This window comes from Microbacterium sp. H1-D42 (assembly GCF_022637555.1).
Lineage (GTDB): Bacteria > Actinomycetota > Actinomycetes > Actinomycetales > Microbacteriaceae > Microbacterium.
In genome coordinates, this window is record NZ_CP093342.1 from 828,722 (window position 1) to 845,494 (window position 16,773).

The following is a 16,773-nucleotide window of genomic DNA, read 5'->3' on the forward strand; positions in this document are numbered from 1 at the left end:
CCACGTCACCACCAACTGGATCAAGCCCCGCGCCCGGAAGGGCACGGGGCTTGATCCAGATCTCGGCGGCTACTGCCGGGTCATGGCGATCGTCATGAGATGGGCAGGATCGGCGTGGTGGGAGTGGTCGTCGTCGCCAGCATCCAGCCGAACCCAGTCGATCGTGCCGGTGAACCGATTGTCATGTGGGCCGTAGTCGGGAGAGACGGGAGAGGCGACATCCTCGCCGATATCGACAGTCTCATCCATCGAGTACATGAACGGCAGGGTGCGCTCGATCTGTCCCTCAGCGACCAGAATGTCTCCGTCGTATAGCGAGACTGTACCGCCCTTGCCCACGCCGCCACCCGCGTAGGCGAAGTGCGCGCGGACCTCGTGCTTCCCGGCATCGAGCTTCGCCTCGCCTGAGACGATGTCCGTCTTGACGCCGAGGATGTTGTAGGCGAAGCGCAGCCCACCGTCGTGCGCGTAGAAGCTCCAGCCGCCGTATGAGCCGCCCTGGGCGATCAAGACGCCTCCGGCGCCGTCCTCCGGAACAGTGACCGAAGCCGTCACCGTGAACGACTTGTTCTTGAGGTTGATGACCGAGTTCTCGCTCAGGCGCTTCATCCCCGTGTACAGCGTCTGCGAGGTGCCCGTGACGAGCTCCGGCCGCCCGGCGATCTCGGAGTTGAAGCGCTCCGCCGAGCGGATGTCGATCGGCAGCACGCTGAAGCGCGCGGCCTGGATGAGGAACAGCCGCTGCAGATCGGCGAGCTTCTCGGGGTTCGAGGCAGCCAGGTCGTTCGACTGTGTCCAGTCCTCTTCGACGTTGTAAAGCTCCCACACGTCGTCGTCGAGTCCGTGTGAGGAGGCCAGCCAGGGATCCTTGTGCTTCGCGCAGGCCACCCATCCCTTGTGGAAGATGGCCCGGTTGCCCAGCATCTCGAAGTACTGTGTGGTGTGCTGCTCTGCGGCTGTGCCGTCGTCGAACGAGTAGTTCATGGCGGTGCCCTCGTAGGGGCGCTGCGTCACGCCGTTCACCGAGGTCGGCTCCGGGATGCCGGCGGCCGCGAGCACGGTCGGTGCGACGTCGATGACGTGCGCGAACTGGTTGCGGATCTCGCCGCGTGCGGCGATCCCGTTCGGCCATGACACGATCGTGCCGTTGCGCGTGCCACCCCAATGGCTGGCGACCTGCTTGGTCCACTGGTAGGGGGTGTCCATCGCGTGCGCCCAGCCGATCGCGTAATGGTTGTAGGACGTGGGTGTGCCCAGGTCGTCCTTATGCGCGATCAAGTACTCGTCATCTTCGATGGCTTCCATGTGATTGATGACGAAGCCCTCGTTCGTGGTGCCTCGCATCGTGCCCTCGGCCGAAGCGCCGTTGTCGCCGATGATGACGTAGATGAGCGTGTTGTCGAGCTCGCCGAGATCATCGAGCGCGTCGATCAGGCGCCCGACGTGATGATCCGCGTACTCGAGGAACCCCGCATAGACTTCCATCTCGCGCGCAAGCACGGGGCGCAGCTCCGGATTCATGTCATCCCAGGCGGGAATGCCGGGACTGCGCTCGGTGAGCACCGATTCCGCCCCGACCACGCCGAGTGCCTTCTGGCGGGCGAACGTCTCTTCGCGCACCGCATCCCAGCCCTGATCGAACTTTCCCTTGTACTTGTCTGCCCACTCCTGCGGGACGTGGTGCGGGGCATGCGTCGCACCTGGGGCGAAGTACGTGAAGAACGGCTTGTCCGGCGTCAGCGCCTTGCGCTGCTTCATCCACCCGATCGCCTTGTCGGTCATGTCGCCCATGAAGTGATAACCCTCTTCGGGGGTGCCCCACGGCTCGACGGGAGTCGTGTTCTCGTAGACGGCGGGGTACCACTGGTTGGTCTCGCCGCCGATGAAGCCGTAGAAATACTCGAAGCCGTTGCCTGGGCTGGGCCAGTGGTCGAACGGACCCATCGGGCTCGACTCCCACACCGGCACCTCGTGGCACTTGCCGAACTGAGAGGTGCTGTAGCCGTTGAGCTTGAGCGTCTCGGCGAGCGGTGCGCAGTTGTTGGGGCGCAGTGAGCTGTAGCCGGGAGCGGAGGTGGCGATCTCGGTGATACCGCCCATGCCGACCGTGTGGTGATTGCGGCCGCTCAGCAGCGCAGCGCGGGTCGGCGAACACAGAGCGGTGGTGTGGAAGCGGGTGTACTTGAGACCCCGCGCGGCGATGCGCTCAAATGTCGGTGTCTGCACAGGACCGCCGAAAGTGCTGGATGCCCCGAAGCCGGTGTCATCGATCAGCACGACCAGAACGTTGGGGGCGCCCGCGGGCGGGCTGATGGGCGAGATGGGCGGATAGTGTGTGTCTGGGTCGGTCGCATCGTACGTCACGGTGCCTGTGTAGGCGAGATCCGGTACGGGTAGCGTCGAACGCTGGACATTGTCAGACATGGCACTCCTCTGTCGTCGCAGGCGACCTCCGGGCAACCTGTGGCGCCAGCCTAGGAGTCCGTCGGGGAGTGTCAAGTCCCGACACCGCGTCGGTCATCCGACGCGGGTGAGGGTCACCGGTAGTTGACGAATTGCAGGTCGATGTCGAGGTCGCTGCCCTTGAGCAGTGCGATGACCGTCTGCAGGTCGTCGCGGCTCTTGGACTGCACGCGCAGCTCGTCGCCCTGGATCTGGCTCTTCACGCCCTTGGGGCCCTCATCGCGGATGATCTTGCCGATCTTCTTCGCGTTCTCGCTGGAGATGCCGTCCTTGAGCGTCGAGACGATGCGGTACTCCTTGCCGCTGGCGAACGGGTCGCCCGTCTCGAGGCTCTTCAGTGAGATGCCGCGCTTGATGAGCTTGGTCTGGAAGACATCGAGCACCGCCTTGGCGCGCTCCTCGGAGTTCGCCTTGATGAGCACCTGCTCACCGCTCCAGGCGATGGACGCATCGGTGCCCTTGAAGTCATAGCGCTGCTCGACCTCCTTGCGGGCCTGGTTCAGGGCATTCTCGGCCTCCTGGTGGTCGACCTTGGAGACGATGTCGAAAGAGCTGTCAGCCATACAGGCAGTGTAGCGAGATCACGCAATGTGAAAGCGTTTTCATGCCTGTGCGCCCGGAATAGGTCGGTCACGGCTTGATATCAGTGCATCTCAGCGTTGCACATCACCGTGATGGCATTGCATACTGTAAGCGCTTGCAGTTCTGCAGGCCACCCGCACTGAGAGAGGCACACACCAATGAAGGTGAACAAGAGGGGCGCAGCCGTCGCAGGCCTGATCGCCATGGTTTCCACGCTGGCATTGGCCGGCTGCTCGTCCGCCGCCGGCGGAGAGGACAAGCCGACCAAGGACGAGGGCAGCGGCTCGCTGACGGTCTGGGTGGACGCGGAGCGTGTCGATGCGCTGAAGGGCGCGGCCGGCGCGTACCAGGACAAGACAGGCGTCAAGGTCGAGCTCGTCGGCAAGTCCGTCGACGACATGAAGGACGACTTCATCCAGCAGGTTCCGACCGGCAAGGGGCCGGACATCGTGATGGGTGCCCACGACTGGCTGGGCGAGCTGTCGACGAACGGCGTCGTCGCTCCCCTCGAACTCGGCGACTCGGCCGAGGACTACCTTCCGGTCGCGCTCCAGGCCGCGACCTATGACGGCACCGTCTACATGCTCCCGTACGCCGTCGAGAACATCGCCGTGCTGCGCAACGCCGATCTGGTCCCCGCAGCCGCGACCAGCTGGGACGACATGATCTCGAAGGGCGCCTTCGTCGTCGAACAGGGCGCCGAGGGCAACCCGTACCACCTGTACCCGTTCCAGACCGCGTTCGGCGCCCCGGTGTTCGGCACTGACGCGTCTGGCAGCTACGACCCCACCGACCTGCAGCTGGGCAGCGAGGGCGGCTTCGCCTTCGCCGACTGGCTGAGCGCACAGGGCAGGGCCGGCACGCTGAACACCGACATCGACGGTGAGATCGCCAAGCAGCAGTTCCTCGACGGCACCGCAGCCTTCTGGCTGACCGGCCCGTGGAATGTGTCGGCGGCGACCGAAGCAGGCATCAACGTGGCCATCGACCCGATCCCGAGCCCGACCGATCAGGTCGCCTCGCCGTTCGCCGGTGTGAAGGGCTTCTTCGTGTCCGCCGAGTCGAAGAACAAGGTCGCGGCGAACGACTTCCTCGTCAACTACATTGGCACCGAGGACGTGCAGCTCGACCTGTTCAAGGCCGGCAACATCCTGCCCGCGCTCACCGCAGCGGCCGACACGGCAGCATCCGACCCGATCATCGCGGGCTTCCAGGCCGTCGGAGCCGACGCCGTTCCGATGCCGGCCATCCCGGCGATGGGCTCGGTCTGGGAGTTCTGGGGTGTGGCTGAGGCCGCCATCATCAACGGCGCCGACCCGACCGCGACGTGGCAGAAGCTCGTCGACGACGTCTCCGCGGCGATCAAGTAACCCACCGACGCTGCCGGGGCGGACGACTCGTCCGCCCCGGCAGTCTCACGACGCGGTGCGATGACAGATGACGGTGCGATGACAGACAGCGAAGGGGCCCTGATGACCCAGACGGAAGAGCCGACGGCTCCCCTCACGAAACGACAGCGCCAGGCGGCGAAGATCGCCGAGGCGGCCTCCGGCAGCATCGGGTGGATGCTGCTGAAGATCGTCCTGCTGGCGATCGTCGACGCGGTGGCGCTGTATGCGGCGTTCGTGCTGTTCACCCACCGGGAATGGCTGGTGCTCGGCATCGTCGTCGCGGTGACCGTGATCGTCAATTACATCTACTTCTCGCGCAAGCGCATCCCGGCCAAGTACCTCACGCCGGGGATCATCTTCCTCATCGTCTTCCAGGTGTTCACGCTGCTGTACACCGGTTACATCGGCTTCACCAACTACGGCACGGGGCACAACGGCACCAAGGACCAGGCGATCTCGTCGCTGCTCGCCTCCGCGCAGGAGCGCGTCGAGGACTCGCCGACGTTCCCTGTGACCGTGGTCGAGCAGTTCGGCACGCTCGGCCTTCTCGTTACCGACCCCGACACCGGTGACGCCTCCGTCGGCACGAACGAGCAGCCGCTCGCCGACGTCGACGCGACGATGGACAACGGCAAGGCCGTCGCCGCCGACGGCTGGACGACGCTGACCTTCGCCCAGGTGCTCGCTCAGTCCGAGCAGGTCGAGAAGCTGTCCGTGCCGTTCAGCGATGACCCCAATGACGGCAGCATCCGCACGCCCGACGGGCAGAGCGGCTACCTCTACGTCTCGACCCTCGCCTTCGACGAGTCCGCAGACACCATCACCGACACCCGCACCGGCACGGTCTACTCGGACGTCGGCACCGGCGCCTTCACCGCCGAGGACGGCACAGAGCTCATGCCGGGCTGGCGGATCACGGTCGGGTTCGACAACTTCGTCCGCGCCGTCACGGATGCCTCCATCCGCGGCCCGCTCATCTCGGTGACGATCTGGACCTTCGCTTTCGCTCTCATCTCGGTTGCGTCGACGTTCTTCCTCGGCCTGCTGCTCGCACTCGTGTTCAACAACACCAAGATGCGCTTCCGCAACGGCTACCGCATCATCATGATCCTGCCCTACGCGTTCCCGGCGTTCCTGTCGGCACTGGTCTGGGCCGGCATGATGAACGAGAGCTTCGGCTTCATCAACCAGGTGATCTTCGGCGGCGCCGAGATCCCCTGGCTGACCGATCCGACCCTCGCCAAGGTCTCGATCCTGATCGTGAACCTCTGGCTCGGCTTCCCCTACATGTTCCTGGTCTGCATGGGGGCGCTGCAGGGCATCCCGGAAGACGTCAACGAGGCCGCCGTGATGGACGGCGCCAACGCCTGGCAGATCTTCCGACGCATCAAGCTGCCGCTGCTGCTGGTGACCGTCGCGCCGCTGCTGATCTCGTCGTTCGCGTTCAACTTCAACAACTTCAACCTCATCTACATGCTCACCGGCGGCGGTCCTCGCTTCAGTGACGTGTCGATCCCCGTCGGCCACACCGACATCTTGATCTCGATGGTCTACAAGGTGGCCTTCACCGGTCAGAACCGCGACTACGGCCTGGCGTCCGCGTTCACGATCCTGATCTTCCTGGTGGTCGCAACGATCTCGATCGTCAGCTTCCGCAAGACCAAGGCACTCGAGGAGCTGAACTGACATGAGCACCGAAACTGCTGCCACCACCGCATCCGCCGTCGCCGAGGTGCACCGCCCGCGAAACTCCAAGCGCTCCGTCGGGGCCTGGTTCGCCGACACCGGATGGCGTCACGTCGTCGCGATCGTCGTCAGCGCCTTCGCGCTCTTCCCGCTGCTGTACGTGCTCTCGGCATCGCTGAACCCGCACGGCACCCTGACCGGCTCGAACAAGCTGTTCTCGGCGATCGGCATCGACAGCTACGTGCGCATCCTCACCGATCCGCAGAACCCCTACCCGAAGTGGTTCCTGAACACGCTGATCATCGCGACGGTCACCGGTCTCGTGACCGTGTTCATCGGGGCGTGCGCGGCATATGCCTTCTCGCGCATGCGCTTCGCCGGACGGCGGGTGGGCCTGGTCACGATCGTCGTGGTGCAGATGTTCCCGCAGCTGCTCGCCGTGGTGGCGATCTTCCTGCTGATGTCGACCCTCGGCGACTGGTTCCCCGCGATCGGGCTGAACACGCATACGGGGCTGATCCTCGTCTACCTCGGCGGCGCGCTCGGGGTGAACACGTACCTGATGTACGGCTTCTTCAACACGATCCCGAAGGAGCTTGACGAGGCGGCGCGCATCGACGGCGCCGGCCACGCGCGCATCTTCTTCACGATCATCCTTCGTCTGGTCGCCCCGATCCTGGCGGTCGTCGGACTGCTCTCGTTCATCGGCACGGTCAACGAGTACGTGATCGCCAGCGTCATCCTCATCGATCCGGAGCAGCAGACGCTCGTCGTCGGCCTAACCAAGCTCGTCGCCAACCCTCGCTACGCGGACTGGTCGGCGTTCTCGGCAGGCGCCGTGATGGCGGCGATCCCGGTGATGATCCTGTTCCTGTTCCTGCAGAAGTACATCGTCGGCGGGCTCACCGCCGGCAGTGTGAAGTAACGAGCGAAGCAGTGAAAGGCTCCTGACATGAGCGTTGCCCTCCCGCACCACGACGGCTCCTCGCTGCACGTGTCGAACGATGCCCCGCAGCTCGGCGAAGTCGTCAGCGTTCGCCTGCGGGTGCCGGTGGGCTACGGCCCGCTGCGCGCGGTGCGCACGCGTTGCAACCCCGACCACGAGCCGGAGTGGACAGATGCCGAGCGCGTCGGCACGGTCGACGGATGGGACTGGTGGCAGGCGCCCATCATCGTGCGCAACCCGCGGCACGGCTACCGGTTCGTGCTGATCCACGCTGACGGAGCAGTGGAGTGGCTGAATCAGAGCGGACTGCACCGGGGCGAGACCCTCGACTCAGAGGACTTCGCGCTCGTCGCGAACCCGGCTCCTCCGACCTGGCTGCACGAAGCGGTGATGTACCAGGTGTTCCCAGACCGCTTCGCCCGGTCAGCCGCCGCCGACCAGCATCCGACGCCCGACTGGGCCATCCCCGCGCAGTGGGACGACGCCGTCGATCCGGTGAACCCCGCCCGTTCGCAGCAGTTCTACGGCGGTGACATCCCCGGCATCATCGAACGACTCGATCACCTGGTCTCCCTCGGCGTGAACCTGCTGTACCTGACGCCGGTGTTCCCAGCTGCGTCCAACCACCGCTACGACGCGTCGAGTTTCGACGCGGTTGATCCGCTGCTCGGAGGCGATGACGCGTACATACGTCTGATAGCCGAGGCGCACGTACGCGGCATCCGCGTCATAGGTGACCTCACCAGCAACCACTCCGGCGACAGCCACGAATGGTTCCAGGCCGCCCTCGGCAATCCAGGCGCCGAGACCTCGGGTTTCTACTACTTCACCGACGACGGCAACACGACCTATGAGTCGTGGCTCGGCGTCCCCACGCTGCCGAAGTTCGACTGGGCATCAGCCGAGCTGCGCGAGCGGTTCGTCTCGGGCGAGGACTCGATCGTCGCGAAGTGGCTGAAGCCGCCGTACGGCATCGACGGGTGGCGCATCGATGTGGCGAACATGACCGGGCGCCTAGGGTCGATCGATCTGAACGCCGAGGTGCGCGGGCTGTTCCGCGAGACCATGCTGCGCATCAATCCCGATGCGATCCTGCTCGGAGAGTCGACCAATGACGCGGCGACCGATCTGCAGGGCGACGGCTGGCACGGAGCGATGACGTACCCGTCGTTCACGAGGCCGGTCTGGGGATGGCTGAGCGAGCCGACCGGTGCGCCGTATCTGACGGCGGAGGGGGAGGAGCGCACCGAGCCGTGGTTCTTCACGCAGCCGATCGGCGGGATCCCGCGGTACACGGCTCGGGACTTCGCCGACGCCGTGGTGCGCTTCACCGCCGGCATCCCCTGGCGCGTGCGCCTGGCCAACATGCAGCCGCTCGACACTCACGACACCGCGCGCTTCGCGACGAACGCGGCGGAGGGCGCGGTGCCCGTCGCGGTCGGACTGTCCGTGACGCTCCCTGGCCTTCCGGTGGTCTTCGCCGGCGACGAGTTCGGTCTGCATGGGGTGGATGGCGAGAGCAGCCGCACGCCGATCCCGTGGGGGTCTGAGTCGGATGTCGGGATCGCCGAGCGCCTGGAGCTGTATCGCGACCTGGTGGGGCTGCGCCGCGCGCACCCCGTGCTCGGCACCGGCGGGATGCGCTGGCTGCACGTCGACGACGAGACCGTTGCGTTCGTGCGCGAGAGCGCCGAGGAGAGCGTGCTGGTGCTCGCGACCCGCGGGGGAGCGGATGCCGAGCTGCCGCCTGGCACCCTGCCCGGAGCCGCTGCCGCCGTGCCGCTGTTCGGCGATGCGACGCTCGCCGTGGCATCCGACGGCGCCGTCGCGCTCGCCGCCGACGGTCCCGCATTCGCGGCATGGATGCTGCCAGGAGTGACCGCTCCCGCGCTCTGACCGGACGCGTCCTGCGACACGTCATCGTGATGCAGCACTCGAGGCGGCACCGGGCGTACGGTGTGGGCATGTCGACTCGCGTGGGAGGGCGCAATCTGGCGATCAGCTGGATCGTCGGACTCGTGTGCGCAGGCATCGTCGGTGCGCTGCTGTGGCTCTCCCTTCCCGCCGGGCCCGGTCTGCTGGTGGTCGTCGGCCACGTGCTGGACGGCACAGTACCGGGGTGAACGGCCATCGAGCGATGGGCCTCCGCCGGGTCATCGCTCGGCGCTGTTGCCCTGTCCAGGACCGGAATTCGCACGGGCCGGACGACACGTCGGCACGCCTGCCGCACCGGGGTTCCCGCGAGCGTTACCCTCGCACTGGACCTATCCATGAGAGGCGGCACCATGAGCGACCCCGAGGTTCCCCAGAATAAGCAGTCCGACCCCGTCGATGACGTCGTCGACAGCGCCAACGAGGGACTTGACGCTGCCGCTGCGGCCCGCGCTGAGACGCCGGGCCCCGACAGTGCGGCTGATGCCGCTGATGCCGACATGGAGGCGTTCGCCGCCGCCGAGCGCGATCACCCCGGCACCTTCGAGACACCTGGCCTCGCCGAGTCGGCCGAGGCGGAATCAGACGCCGAACCCGTCGCCGCAGCCACCGCCGTCGGTCCGGCAGACGAGTTCGTCACCTCCACCGGCCCTGTGACCGTCGACAGCGCGGACACGCACGTCGACGCCACGCCCACCGTCGCCGACACGGCGTACGCCGCCGGCGCAGCATCCTTCGCCGAGACGCAGATCATGCCCGCCGAGCCGGTGGCACCGCCGCCCGCCTCGCCGCAGCCGATCTTCGTGCAGGCGCCGGAGCCTCCTCGTGAACTCGGCAACCGCGCCACGGCCGGTGCGATCGGTCTTCTCGCGACGCTGTCCTTCGCCATCCTCTACCTCGGCGCGATCCTCGGTTTCGGCGCGCTGCAGGGAACGGTCACCGACGAGAACGTCGGCGCCGCAGCCCTCGCCCCGCTCTCGATGTGGTCCTACTGGGTGCCGGTGGCGGTGTTCTTCATCGCGTTCTGGCTGCTCGGCGCGATCATCAACCGCGGTCGCTGGGGCCACTGGGTCATCTGGGGCATCTTCGTCGCCGCTGCGACCTACGGCGGCCACATCCTCGGACAGCTGTTCCAGGCGCCGTTCTGGCGCATCACTGCCAGCGAGGCTGTCGACCTCGTCGACGCGCAGCTGCTCGCGCCGCTCGCCATCGCCGCCTTCGTCTTCGCCCGCGAGCTGACCATCTGGTTCGGTGCATGGGCGGCACGCGCCGGCGCACGCAAGAAGGTGCTGAACGCCGAGGCGCAGGCCGAGTACGAGCGCACGCTCGAGGCAGGCCCCGGCCCGCTGCGCTGACATCGGATACGGTGACAGCATGAGCACCGGAGACCCCCACGGCCCAGCTGCCGAGGGGGTCTCTGTCGCTCTCGCCGCGGTCGTCGGCACGGTCTGCTTCGGCGCCCTCGCCATCCTCGGCCTGGGAATGCTCTCGTACTTCACCGACACCGACATCATCTCCGTCGAGGGGCTCCAGCTGTGGCCGGGAGTGATCGGCATGGTCGCGGCGATCGCCGCCTACGCGGCACTGCTCACGTCCCTGCTCCGCCGCCGGCGCCCGGCCTTCGGCTCGGTGCTGCTCATCGCGGTCGTGACCGTCATCGCGCATCTCGTGGCCGTCTGGATCAGCGCGCTGCTCGGCGGCGCCGGCTTCGCCCATGCCACGGCCGCGATCTCGCAGCTGGTGCTGCACGGCTCGAGTCTGGTGGTGCTGGCTGCGGGCCTGATCGCGGGGTGGATCGCCGTTGCACTGCGCCGAGCACGCAGCGGAGTGCCGAAGTGGCCGTGGGAACGCGGCGAGGACGTCTGAGTGCGGGATCGGATGCCGAAGGCCGGCCTTCGGCCCTGACAGCGCCCACTTTCCAGCGGTCACCGTACTCTGGTACTCGTGGAGCGATCACTGGAAGCCCAGGTGAGCCAGGCCGTGGAGGCCTGGCTGCGCTGGGTGCCGCGATGGGCACCGGCCACGCACCGAGGGCGGGTGGCCCCGTGTCGCCGCTGCCTCGGCTCGCCGATCCTGTCAGCAGCAGGAATCGGGGCGAACGTTCCACACGGCGTGCAGCACGGCCTGTCCACGCGCATCAAGGTGATCATCGATCAGTCAGTCGCGGAGTACACGGCGCGCAACCTGCCGATGCTCCAGGCCGAGCTCGACCAGCAGGCCGACCGCAACCGGTCGCGTGGCTATCGCCCCGCTGAGGGTCTCGAGCCCGAGTACGAGGGGATGCCGCTGGACCCGGAACCAGTGCCAGGGGCGCCATTCCTGTTCACGGTCGCCGGAATGGCCGACCAGGCGGCGGCCGAGCTGCCGCCGCTGCCACCGCTGAGCGAAGACGCGAAAGCGGCGCTGCGCCAAGAGGTCGCACTGGCAGATGAGTATGCGAACATGGTCGGTCGAGAGATCTGCGGGCTGCTGCTTCGTCATCGGCTCGAGGTGCAGTCGGCCATCTCGCAGCACGTCGAACCGCAGATCGAGGCGATGCTGGCAGAGCTCAGCGAAGCGCTGGACTCGCCGTTCGATCCAGACACGCCGTAGCACAGCATCCGAACTCATTTGACCATGACGCGGGTGACCGATTACACTTGATCGGGTGTGCGCATGATCGTGCGTGCACGCTGGGCGCCGACACCGTCGGTTCGCCTCCACGGCATACCCACCACACCAAAGGCACGGCGGTTCCGCTGCGCCGGTGGGTCATGATGTGAAACCCATCACGCTGTCACCGTGCAGCACTATGAGGAGAGAACGTGCCAACTATTCAGCAGTTGGTTCGCAAGGGACGTTCGCCGAAGGTCACCAAGACCAAGGCGCCCGCTCTGAAGTCGAACCCGCAGCAGGCCGGCGTGTGCACCCGCGTGTACACCACCACCCCGAAGAAGCCGAACTCGGCGATGCGCAAGGTCGCCCGCGTGAAGCTGCGCAACGGCACCGAGGTCACCGCCTACATCCCCGGTGAGGGACACAACCTGCAGGAGCACTCGCTGGTGCTCGTGCGCGGCGGTCGTGTCAAGGACCTTCCCGGTGTCCGTTACAAGATCGTCCGTGGTGCACTCGACACCCAGGCTGTCAAGAACCGTAAGCAGGGTCGCTCCCGCTACGGCGCGAAGAAGGGTTGAGTTAGATGCCTCGTAAGGGTCCCGCCCCCAAGCGCCCAGTCGTCAACGACCCCGTATACGGCGCGCCGATCGTCACCTCGCTGGTGAACAAGATCCTCGTCGACGGCAAGAAGTCGCTGGCCGAGTCGATCGTCTACGGCGCCCTCCGCGGTGTCGAGGCGAAGAACGGTCAGGATGCCGTCGCCACGCTCAAGAAGGCGCTCGACAACGTGCGCCCCACCCTCGAGGTCCGCAGCCGCCGCGTCGGTGGCTCGACCTACCAGGTTCCGGTCGAGGTCAAGCCTCACCGCGCGAACACGCTCGCGCTGCGCTGGCTCGTCAGCTACGCGAAGGGCCGTCGTGAGAAGACGATGACCGAGCGTCTGCAGAACGAGATCCTCGACGCGTCGAACGGCCTTGGTGCCGCGGTCAAGCGCCGCGAGGACACCCACAAGATGGCCGAGTCGAACCGCGCGTTCGCTCACTACCGCTGGTAAACAGCTTCGCCCGCCCCTTGACCACCAGTCAGGGGCGGGCACCCCATTCTTCGCAGTACGACTGCGCGAACAGATAAGGACACTCCTGTGGCACAAGACGTGCTCACCGACCTGAGCAAGGTCCGCAATATCGGCATCATGGCGCACATCGATGCCGGCAAGACGACGACGACCGAGCGCATCCTGTTCTACACGGGCGTCAACCACAAGCTCGGCGAGACGCACGATGGCGCCTCGACCACCGACTGGATGGAGCAGGAGAAGGAGCGCGGCATCACGATCACGTCTGCCGCCGTGACCTGCTTCTGGAACAAGAACCAGATCAACATCATCGACACGCCCGGTCACGTGGACTTCACCGTCGAGGTGGAGCGCTCGCTTCGCGTCCTCGATGGCGCTGTCGCCGTGTTCGACGGCAAGGAGGGCGTCGAGCCCCAGTCCGAGACCGTCTGGCGCCAGGCCGACAAGTACAACGTCCCCCGCATCTGCTTCGTCAACAAGATGGACAAGCTCGGCGCGGACTTCTACTTCACGGTCGACACGATCATCAACCGCCTTGGTGCGAAGCCCCTCGTGCTCCAGCTCCCGATCGGTGCTGAGAGCGACTTCATCGGCGTCGTCGACCTGGTCGAGATGCGTGCGCTGGTCTGGGCCGGTGACTCCAAGGGTGACGTCACGATGGGTGCCTCGTACGAGGTGCAGGAGATCCCCGCTGACCTTCAGGAGAAGGCTGCCGAGTACCGCCAGCTGCTGCTGGAGACGGTCGCCGAGACCGACGACGCGCTGCTCGAGAAGTTCTTCGGTGGCGAGGAGCTCACGCTCGCCGAGATCAAGGGCGCGATCCGCAAGCTGACGGTCGCCTCCGAGGTCTACCCGGTGCTGTGCGGCTCTGCGTTCAAGAACCGTGGCGTCCAGCCGATGCTCGACGCGGTCGTCGACTACCTCCCGAACCCGCTCGACGTGGGTTCGATCGAGGCGCACGACCCGAAGGACTACGACACGATCATCGAGCGTCACCCCGACGCCAACGACCCGTTCGCGGCACTCGCGTTCAAGGTTGCAGTGCACCCGTTCTTCGGTCGCCTCACCTACGTGCGCGTCTACTCGGGCCACCTCGACTCCGGCTCTGCGGTCATCAACTCGACCAAGGGCAAGAAGGAGCGCATCGGGAAGATCTTCCAGATGCACGCCAACAAGGAGATCCCGGTTCCCTCGGTCACCGCAGGCAACATCTACGCGGTCATCGGCCTGAAGGACACCACCACGGGTGACACCCTCACCGACCCGGCGGCGCCTGTCGTCCTCGAGTCGATGACGTTCCCCGAGCCCGTCATCGAGGTCGCCATCGAGCCGAAGACCAAGGCCGACCAGGAGAAGCTGGGTGTCGCCATCCAGAAGCTCGCTGAAGAGGACCCGACCTTCCGCACCGAGCTCAACCCCGAGACCGGTCAGACGACCATCAAGGGCATGGGCGAGCTGCACCTCGACATCCTCGTGGACCGCATGAAGCGCGAGTTCAACGTCGAGGCGAACGTCGGCAAGCCGCAGGTGGCGTACCGCGAGACGATCAAGAAGCTCGTCGAGAAGCACGACTACACGCACAAGAAGCAGACCGGTGGTTCGGGTCAGTTCGCGAAGATCCAGTTCAACATCGAGCCCCTTGAGCTCGATGGGGACAAGACCTACGAGTTCGTGAACGCCGTCACCGGTGGTCGCATTCCGCGCGAGTACATCGGCTCGATCGACGCTGGTTTCCAGGACGCGATGAATGTCGGTGTCCTGGCCGGCTACCCGATGGTGGGCGTCAAGGCCACCATCGTCGATGGTGCTGCTCACGACGTCGACTCCTCGGAGATGGCGTTCAAGATCGCGGGCTCGATGGGCTTCAAGGAGGCCGCACGTCGTGCGAACCCCGTGCTGCTCGAGCCGCTGATGGCCGTCGAGGTCCGTACTCCTGAGGAGTACATGGGCGACGTCATCGGTGACCTGAACTCGCGTCGCGGTCAGATCCAGTCGATGGAGGACGCCGCAGGCGTCAAGGTCGTCCGCGCTCAGGTGCCGCTGTCCGAGATGTTCGGCTACATCGGCGACCTGCGCTCGAAGACCTCGGGTCGCGCCGTCTACTCGATGGAGTTCCACAGCTACGCTGAGGTTCCCCGCGCTGTGGCTGACGAGATCATCCAGAAGACCAAGGGCGAGTAAGCCCTTCGTTCGGATGCTGGGGGCTGAGCCCTCCAGGGGAGCAGCTTCCAGCATCCGGATACACCACAACTTCACATTCACTCTCTACTAAACTGAGAAACCGAAATCCGTAGGGAGCCGGTCACAATCCAGTGATCCGGTTTTCTCTACACGAACGTCCTGAGGAGGACCCAGTGGCCAAGGCCAAGTTCGAGCGGACCAAGCCGCACGTCAACATCGGAACGATCGGTCACGTCGACCACGGCAAGACCACCCTGTCTGCCGCGATCTCGAAGGTGCTCGCTGACAAGTACCCGTCCGACACGAACGTCCAGCGTGACTTCGCGACGATCGACTCGGCTCCCGAGGAGCGTCAGCGCGGTATCACCATCAACATCTCGCACATCGAGTACGAGACCCCGAAGCGCCACTACGCGCACGTTGACGCACCCGGCCACGCCGACTACGTCAAGAACATGATCACCGGTGCTGCTCAGATGGACGGCGCGATCCTCGTGGTCGCCGCCACCGACGGCCCGATGGCTCAGACGCGTGAGCACGTGCTGCTCGCCAAGCAGGTCGGCGTGCCGTACCTGCTGGTCGCGCTGAACAAGAGCGACATGGTCGACGACGAGGAGATCCTGGAGCTCGTCGAGCTCGAGGTTCGCGAGCTGCTCTCGGCTCAGGGCTTCGACGGTGACAACGCTCCTGTCGTCAAGGTCTCGGCGCTGAAGGCGCTCGAGGGCGAAGAGAAGTGGGTCGACGCGATCCTCGAGCTCATGCAGGCTGTCGACGACAGCGTGCCGGAGCCCGAGCGTGACCGCGACAAGCCGTTCCTGATGCCCGTCGAGGACGTCTTCACGATCACCGGCCGTGGCACGGTCGTCACGGGCCGCGCCGAGCGTGGCACCCTGGCGATCAACTCCGAGGTCGAGATCGTGGGTCTGCGTCCCACCGTCAAGACCACGGTCACCGGTATCGAGATGTTCCACAAGCAGCTCGACGAGGCATGGGCCGGCGAGAACTGTGGTCTGCTGCTCCGCGGCACCAAGCGTGAGGACGTCGAGCGCGGCCAGGTCATCGTGAAGCCGGGTTCGATCACCCCGCACACGAACTTCGAGGGCACCGCCTACATCCTCTCGAAGGAAGAGGGCGGCCGTCACAACCCGTTCTACACGAACTACCGCCCGCAGTTCTACTTCCGCACCACGGACGTCACCGGCGTCATCTCGCTGCCCGAGGGCACCGAGATGGTCATGCCCGGCGACACCACCGACATGTCGGTCGAGCTGATCCAGCCGATCGCCATGGAAGAGGGCCTCGGCTTCGCTATCCGTGAGGGTGGCCGCACCGTCGGCGCCGGCACGGTGACCAAGGTCGTCGCGTAAGCATCTGCTTTCTGAAGAGGGGTCGGACCTGTTGGTCCGGCCCCTCTTTCGTGTAGAAAAGGGATGGGGCGGACCAGCCGCCCCATCTACCCAGGGGGAGGATCCTGATGGGCATCGACGACATGGTCAACAAGGGCAAGGATCTCTACGAAGAGAACAAGGACAAGATCTCCGAGGCGCTGGGGAGCGAGCAGGCCGAGGGGATCAGCGACAAGATCCTCGACGGCGTCTCCGACTTCGCGAAGAAGGTGGCCCCGGGCGCTGCCGACAAGATCGACGAGGTCCGGGACAACGTGGACAATTCCATCGGTCACGAGTAGTCCTCGACGTCTTCTGAAGGCGGTGCGCCCCTCGGGCGCGCCGCCTTCTGCATGCCCCGAGCGCCAGTTCTCGACGCGCGACACGCCCGGGTTTGCAGTTCGGGAATCCGGCATGGCAGAATAGTGAGGTTCCACATTTCTGCGCGCTTCGTGATGCGCGGAATCACTGTCATGGCAGTGCATAGACGGCGAGCCCCTCGGGGCGTGCGCAGGGTTCTAGGCCGCGGGCAGCAGA

At 65.8% G+C, this 16,773-nt stretch carries 15 protein-coding genes; 13 read left to right on the top strand and 2 right to left on the bottom strand.

The genetic code is table 11. The annotated features are described in order from the left end of the window. Window positions 1-69: 69 nt before the first annotated feature. Together MNR00_RS03850 and MNR00_RS03855 are read right to left on the bottom strand one after the other, a co-directional pair. Window positions 70-2,424, bottom strand: coding sequence for an arylsulfatase (locus MNR00_RS03850; RefSeq protein ID WP_241927861.1), 2,355 nt, complete (start codon window positions 2,422-2,424; stop codon window positions 70-72). A 113-nt stretch (window positions 2,425-2,537) separates the two neighbouring features. Beyond that, on the bottom strand, window positions 2,538-3,026 hold the full coding sequence (locus MNR00_RS03855) for a YajQ family cyclic di-GMP-binding protein (RefSeq protein WP_241927862.1): 489 nt from the start codon (window positions 3,024-3,026) through the stop codon (window positions 2,538-2,540). A 177-nt stretch (window positions 3,027-3,203) separates the two neighbouring features. On the opposite strand from MNR00_RS03855, the gene MNR00_RS03860 reads away from it, so the two are divergent. The 13 genes from MNR00_RS03860 (at window position 3,204) to MNR00_RS03920 (ending at window position 16,538) form a co-directional block, all read left to right on the top strand. Continuing rightward, entirely contained in the window at window positions 3,204-4,415 is a 1,212-nt protein-coding gene (locus MNR00_RS03860) for an extracellular solute-binding protein (RefSeq protein ID WP_241927863.1), read from the top strand. Between the two features lie 102 nt (window positions 4,416-4,517). Continuing rightward, the gene (locus MNR00_RS03865) at window positions 4,518-6,122 is read left to right on the top strand and encodes an ABC transporter permease subunit (protein WP_241927864.1); all 1,605 of its coding nucleotides are present in this window, start codon (window positions 4,518-4,520) and stop codon (window positions 6,120-6,122) included. Window position 6,123: 1 nt separating this feature from the next. Beyond that, a complete protein-coding gene (locus MNR00_RS03870) occupies window positions 6,124-7,047 on the top strand; it encodes a sugar ABC transporter permease (protein WP_241927865.1) in 924 nt (307 codons plus the stop codon). A gap of 27 nt (window positions 7,048-7,074) precedes the next feature. Continuing rightward, window positions 7,075-8,964 (top strand): glycoside hydrolase family 13 protein, encoded by a 1,890-nt coding sequence (locus MNR00_RS03875; RefSeq protein ID WP_241927866.1) that lies wholly within the window; start codon window positions 7,075-7,077, stop codon window positions 8,962-8,964. Between the two features lie 68 nt (window positions 8,965-9,032). Continuing rightward, window positions 9,033-9,191 (top strand): hypothetical protein, encoded by a 159-nt coding sequence (locus tag MNR00_RS03880; protein WP_241927867.1) that lies wholly within the window; start codon window positions 9,033-9,035, stop codon window positions 9,189-9,191. Window positions 9,192-9,353: 162 nt separating this feature from the next. Then, entirely contained in the window at window positions 9,354-10,355 is a 1,002-nt protein-coding gene (locus tag MNR00_RS03885; protein WP_241927868.1) for an ABC transporter, read from the top strand. A gap of 19 nt (window positions 10,356-10,374) precedes the next feature. Next, window positions 10,375-10,866 carry a hypothetical protein gene (locus tag MNR00_RS03890; protein ID WP_241927869.1) on the top strand — a complete coding sequence of 164 codons (492 nt, stop codon included), beginning with the start codon at window positions 10,375-10,377 and terminating at the stop codon, window positions 10,864-10,866. Window positions 10,867-10,944: 78 nt separating this feature from the next. Next, complete coding sequence (locus MNR00_RS03895; RefSeq protein ID WP_241927870.1) at window positions 10,945-11,592, top strand: spermidine/putrescine ABC transporter substrate-binding protein; 648 nt, start codon at window positions 10,945-10,947, stop codon at window positions 11,590-11,592. A gap of 212 nt (window positions 11,593-11,804) precedes the next feature. Next, complete coding sequence (rpsL, locus tag MNR00_RS03900; protein WP_241927871.1) at window positions 11,805-12,173, top strand: 30S ribosomal protein S12; 369 nt, start codon at window positions 11,805-11,807, stop codon at window positions 12,171-12,173. Window positions 12,174-12,178: 5 nt separating this feature from the next. Next, a complete protein-coding gene (rpsG, locus tag MNR00_RS03905; RefSeq protein ID WP_017201608.1) occupies window positions 12,179-12,649 on the top strand; it encodes a 30S ribosomal protein S7 in 471 nt (156 codons plus the stop codon). Window positions 12,650-12,736: 87 nt separating this feature from the next. Continuing rightward, window positions 12,737-14,851, top strand: coding sequence for an elongation factor G (fusA, locus tag MNR00_RS03910; RefSeq protein ID WP_277884363.1), 2,115 nt, complete (start codon window positions 12,737-12,739; stop codon window positions 14,849-14,851). A 173-nt stretch (window positions 14,852-15,024) separates the two neighbouring features. Further along, entirely contained in the window at window positions 15,025-16,218 is a 1,194-nt protein-coding gene (gene tuf / locus MNR00_RS03915) for an elongation factor Tu (RefSeq protein ID WP_241927872.1), read from the top strand. 107 nt (window positions 16,219-16,325) lie between these two features. After that, window positions 16,326-16,538 (top strand): hypothetical protein, encoded by a 213-nt coding sequence (locus MNR00_RS03920; RefSeq protein ID WP_241927873.1) that lies wholly within the window; start codon window positions 16,326-16,328, stop codon window positions 16,536-16,538. Window positions 16,539-16,773: the final 235 nt, after the last annotated feature.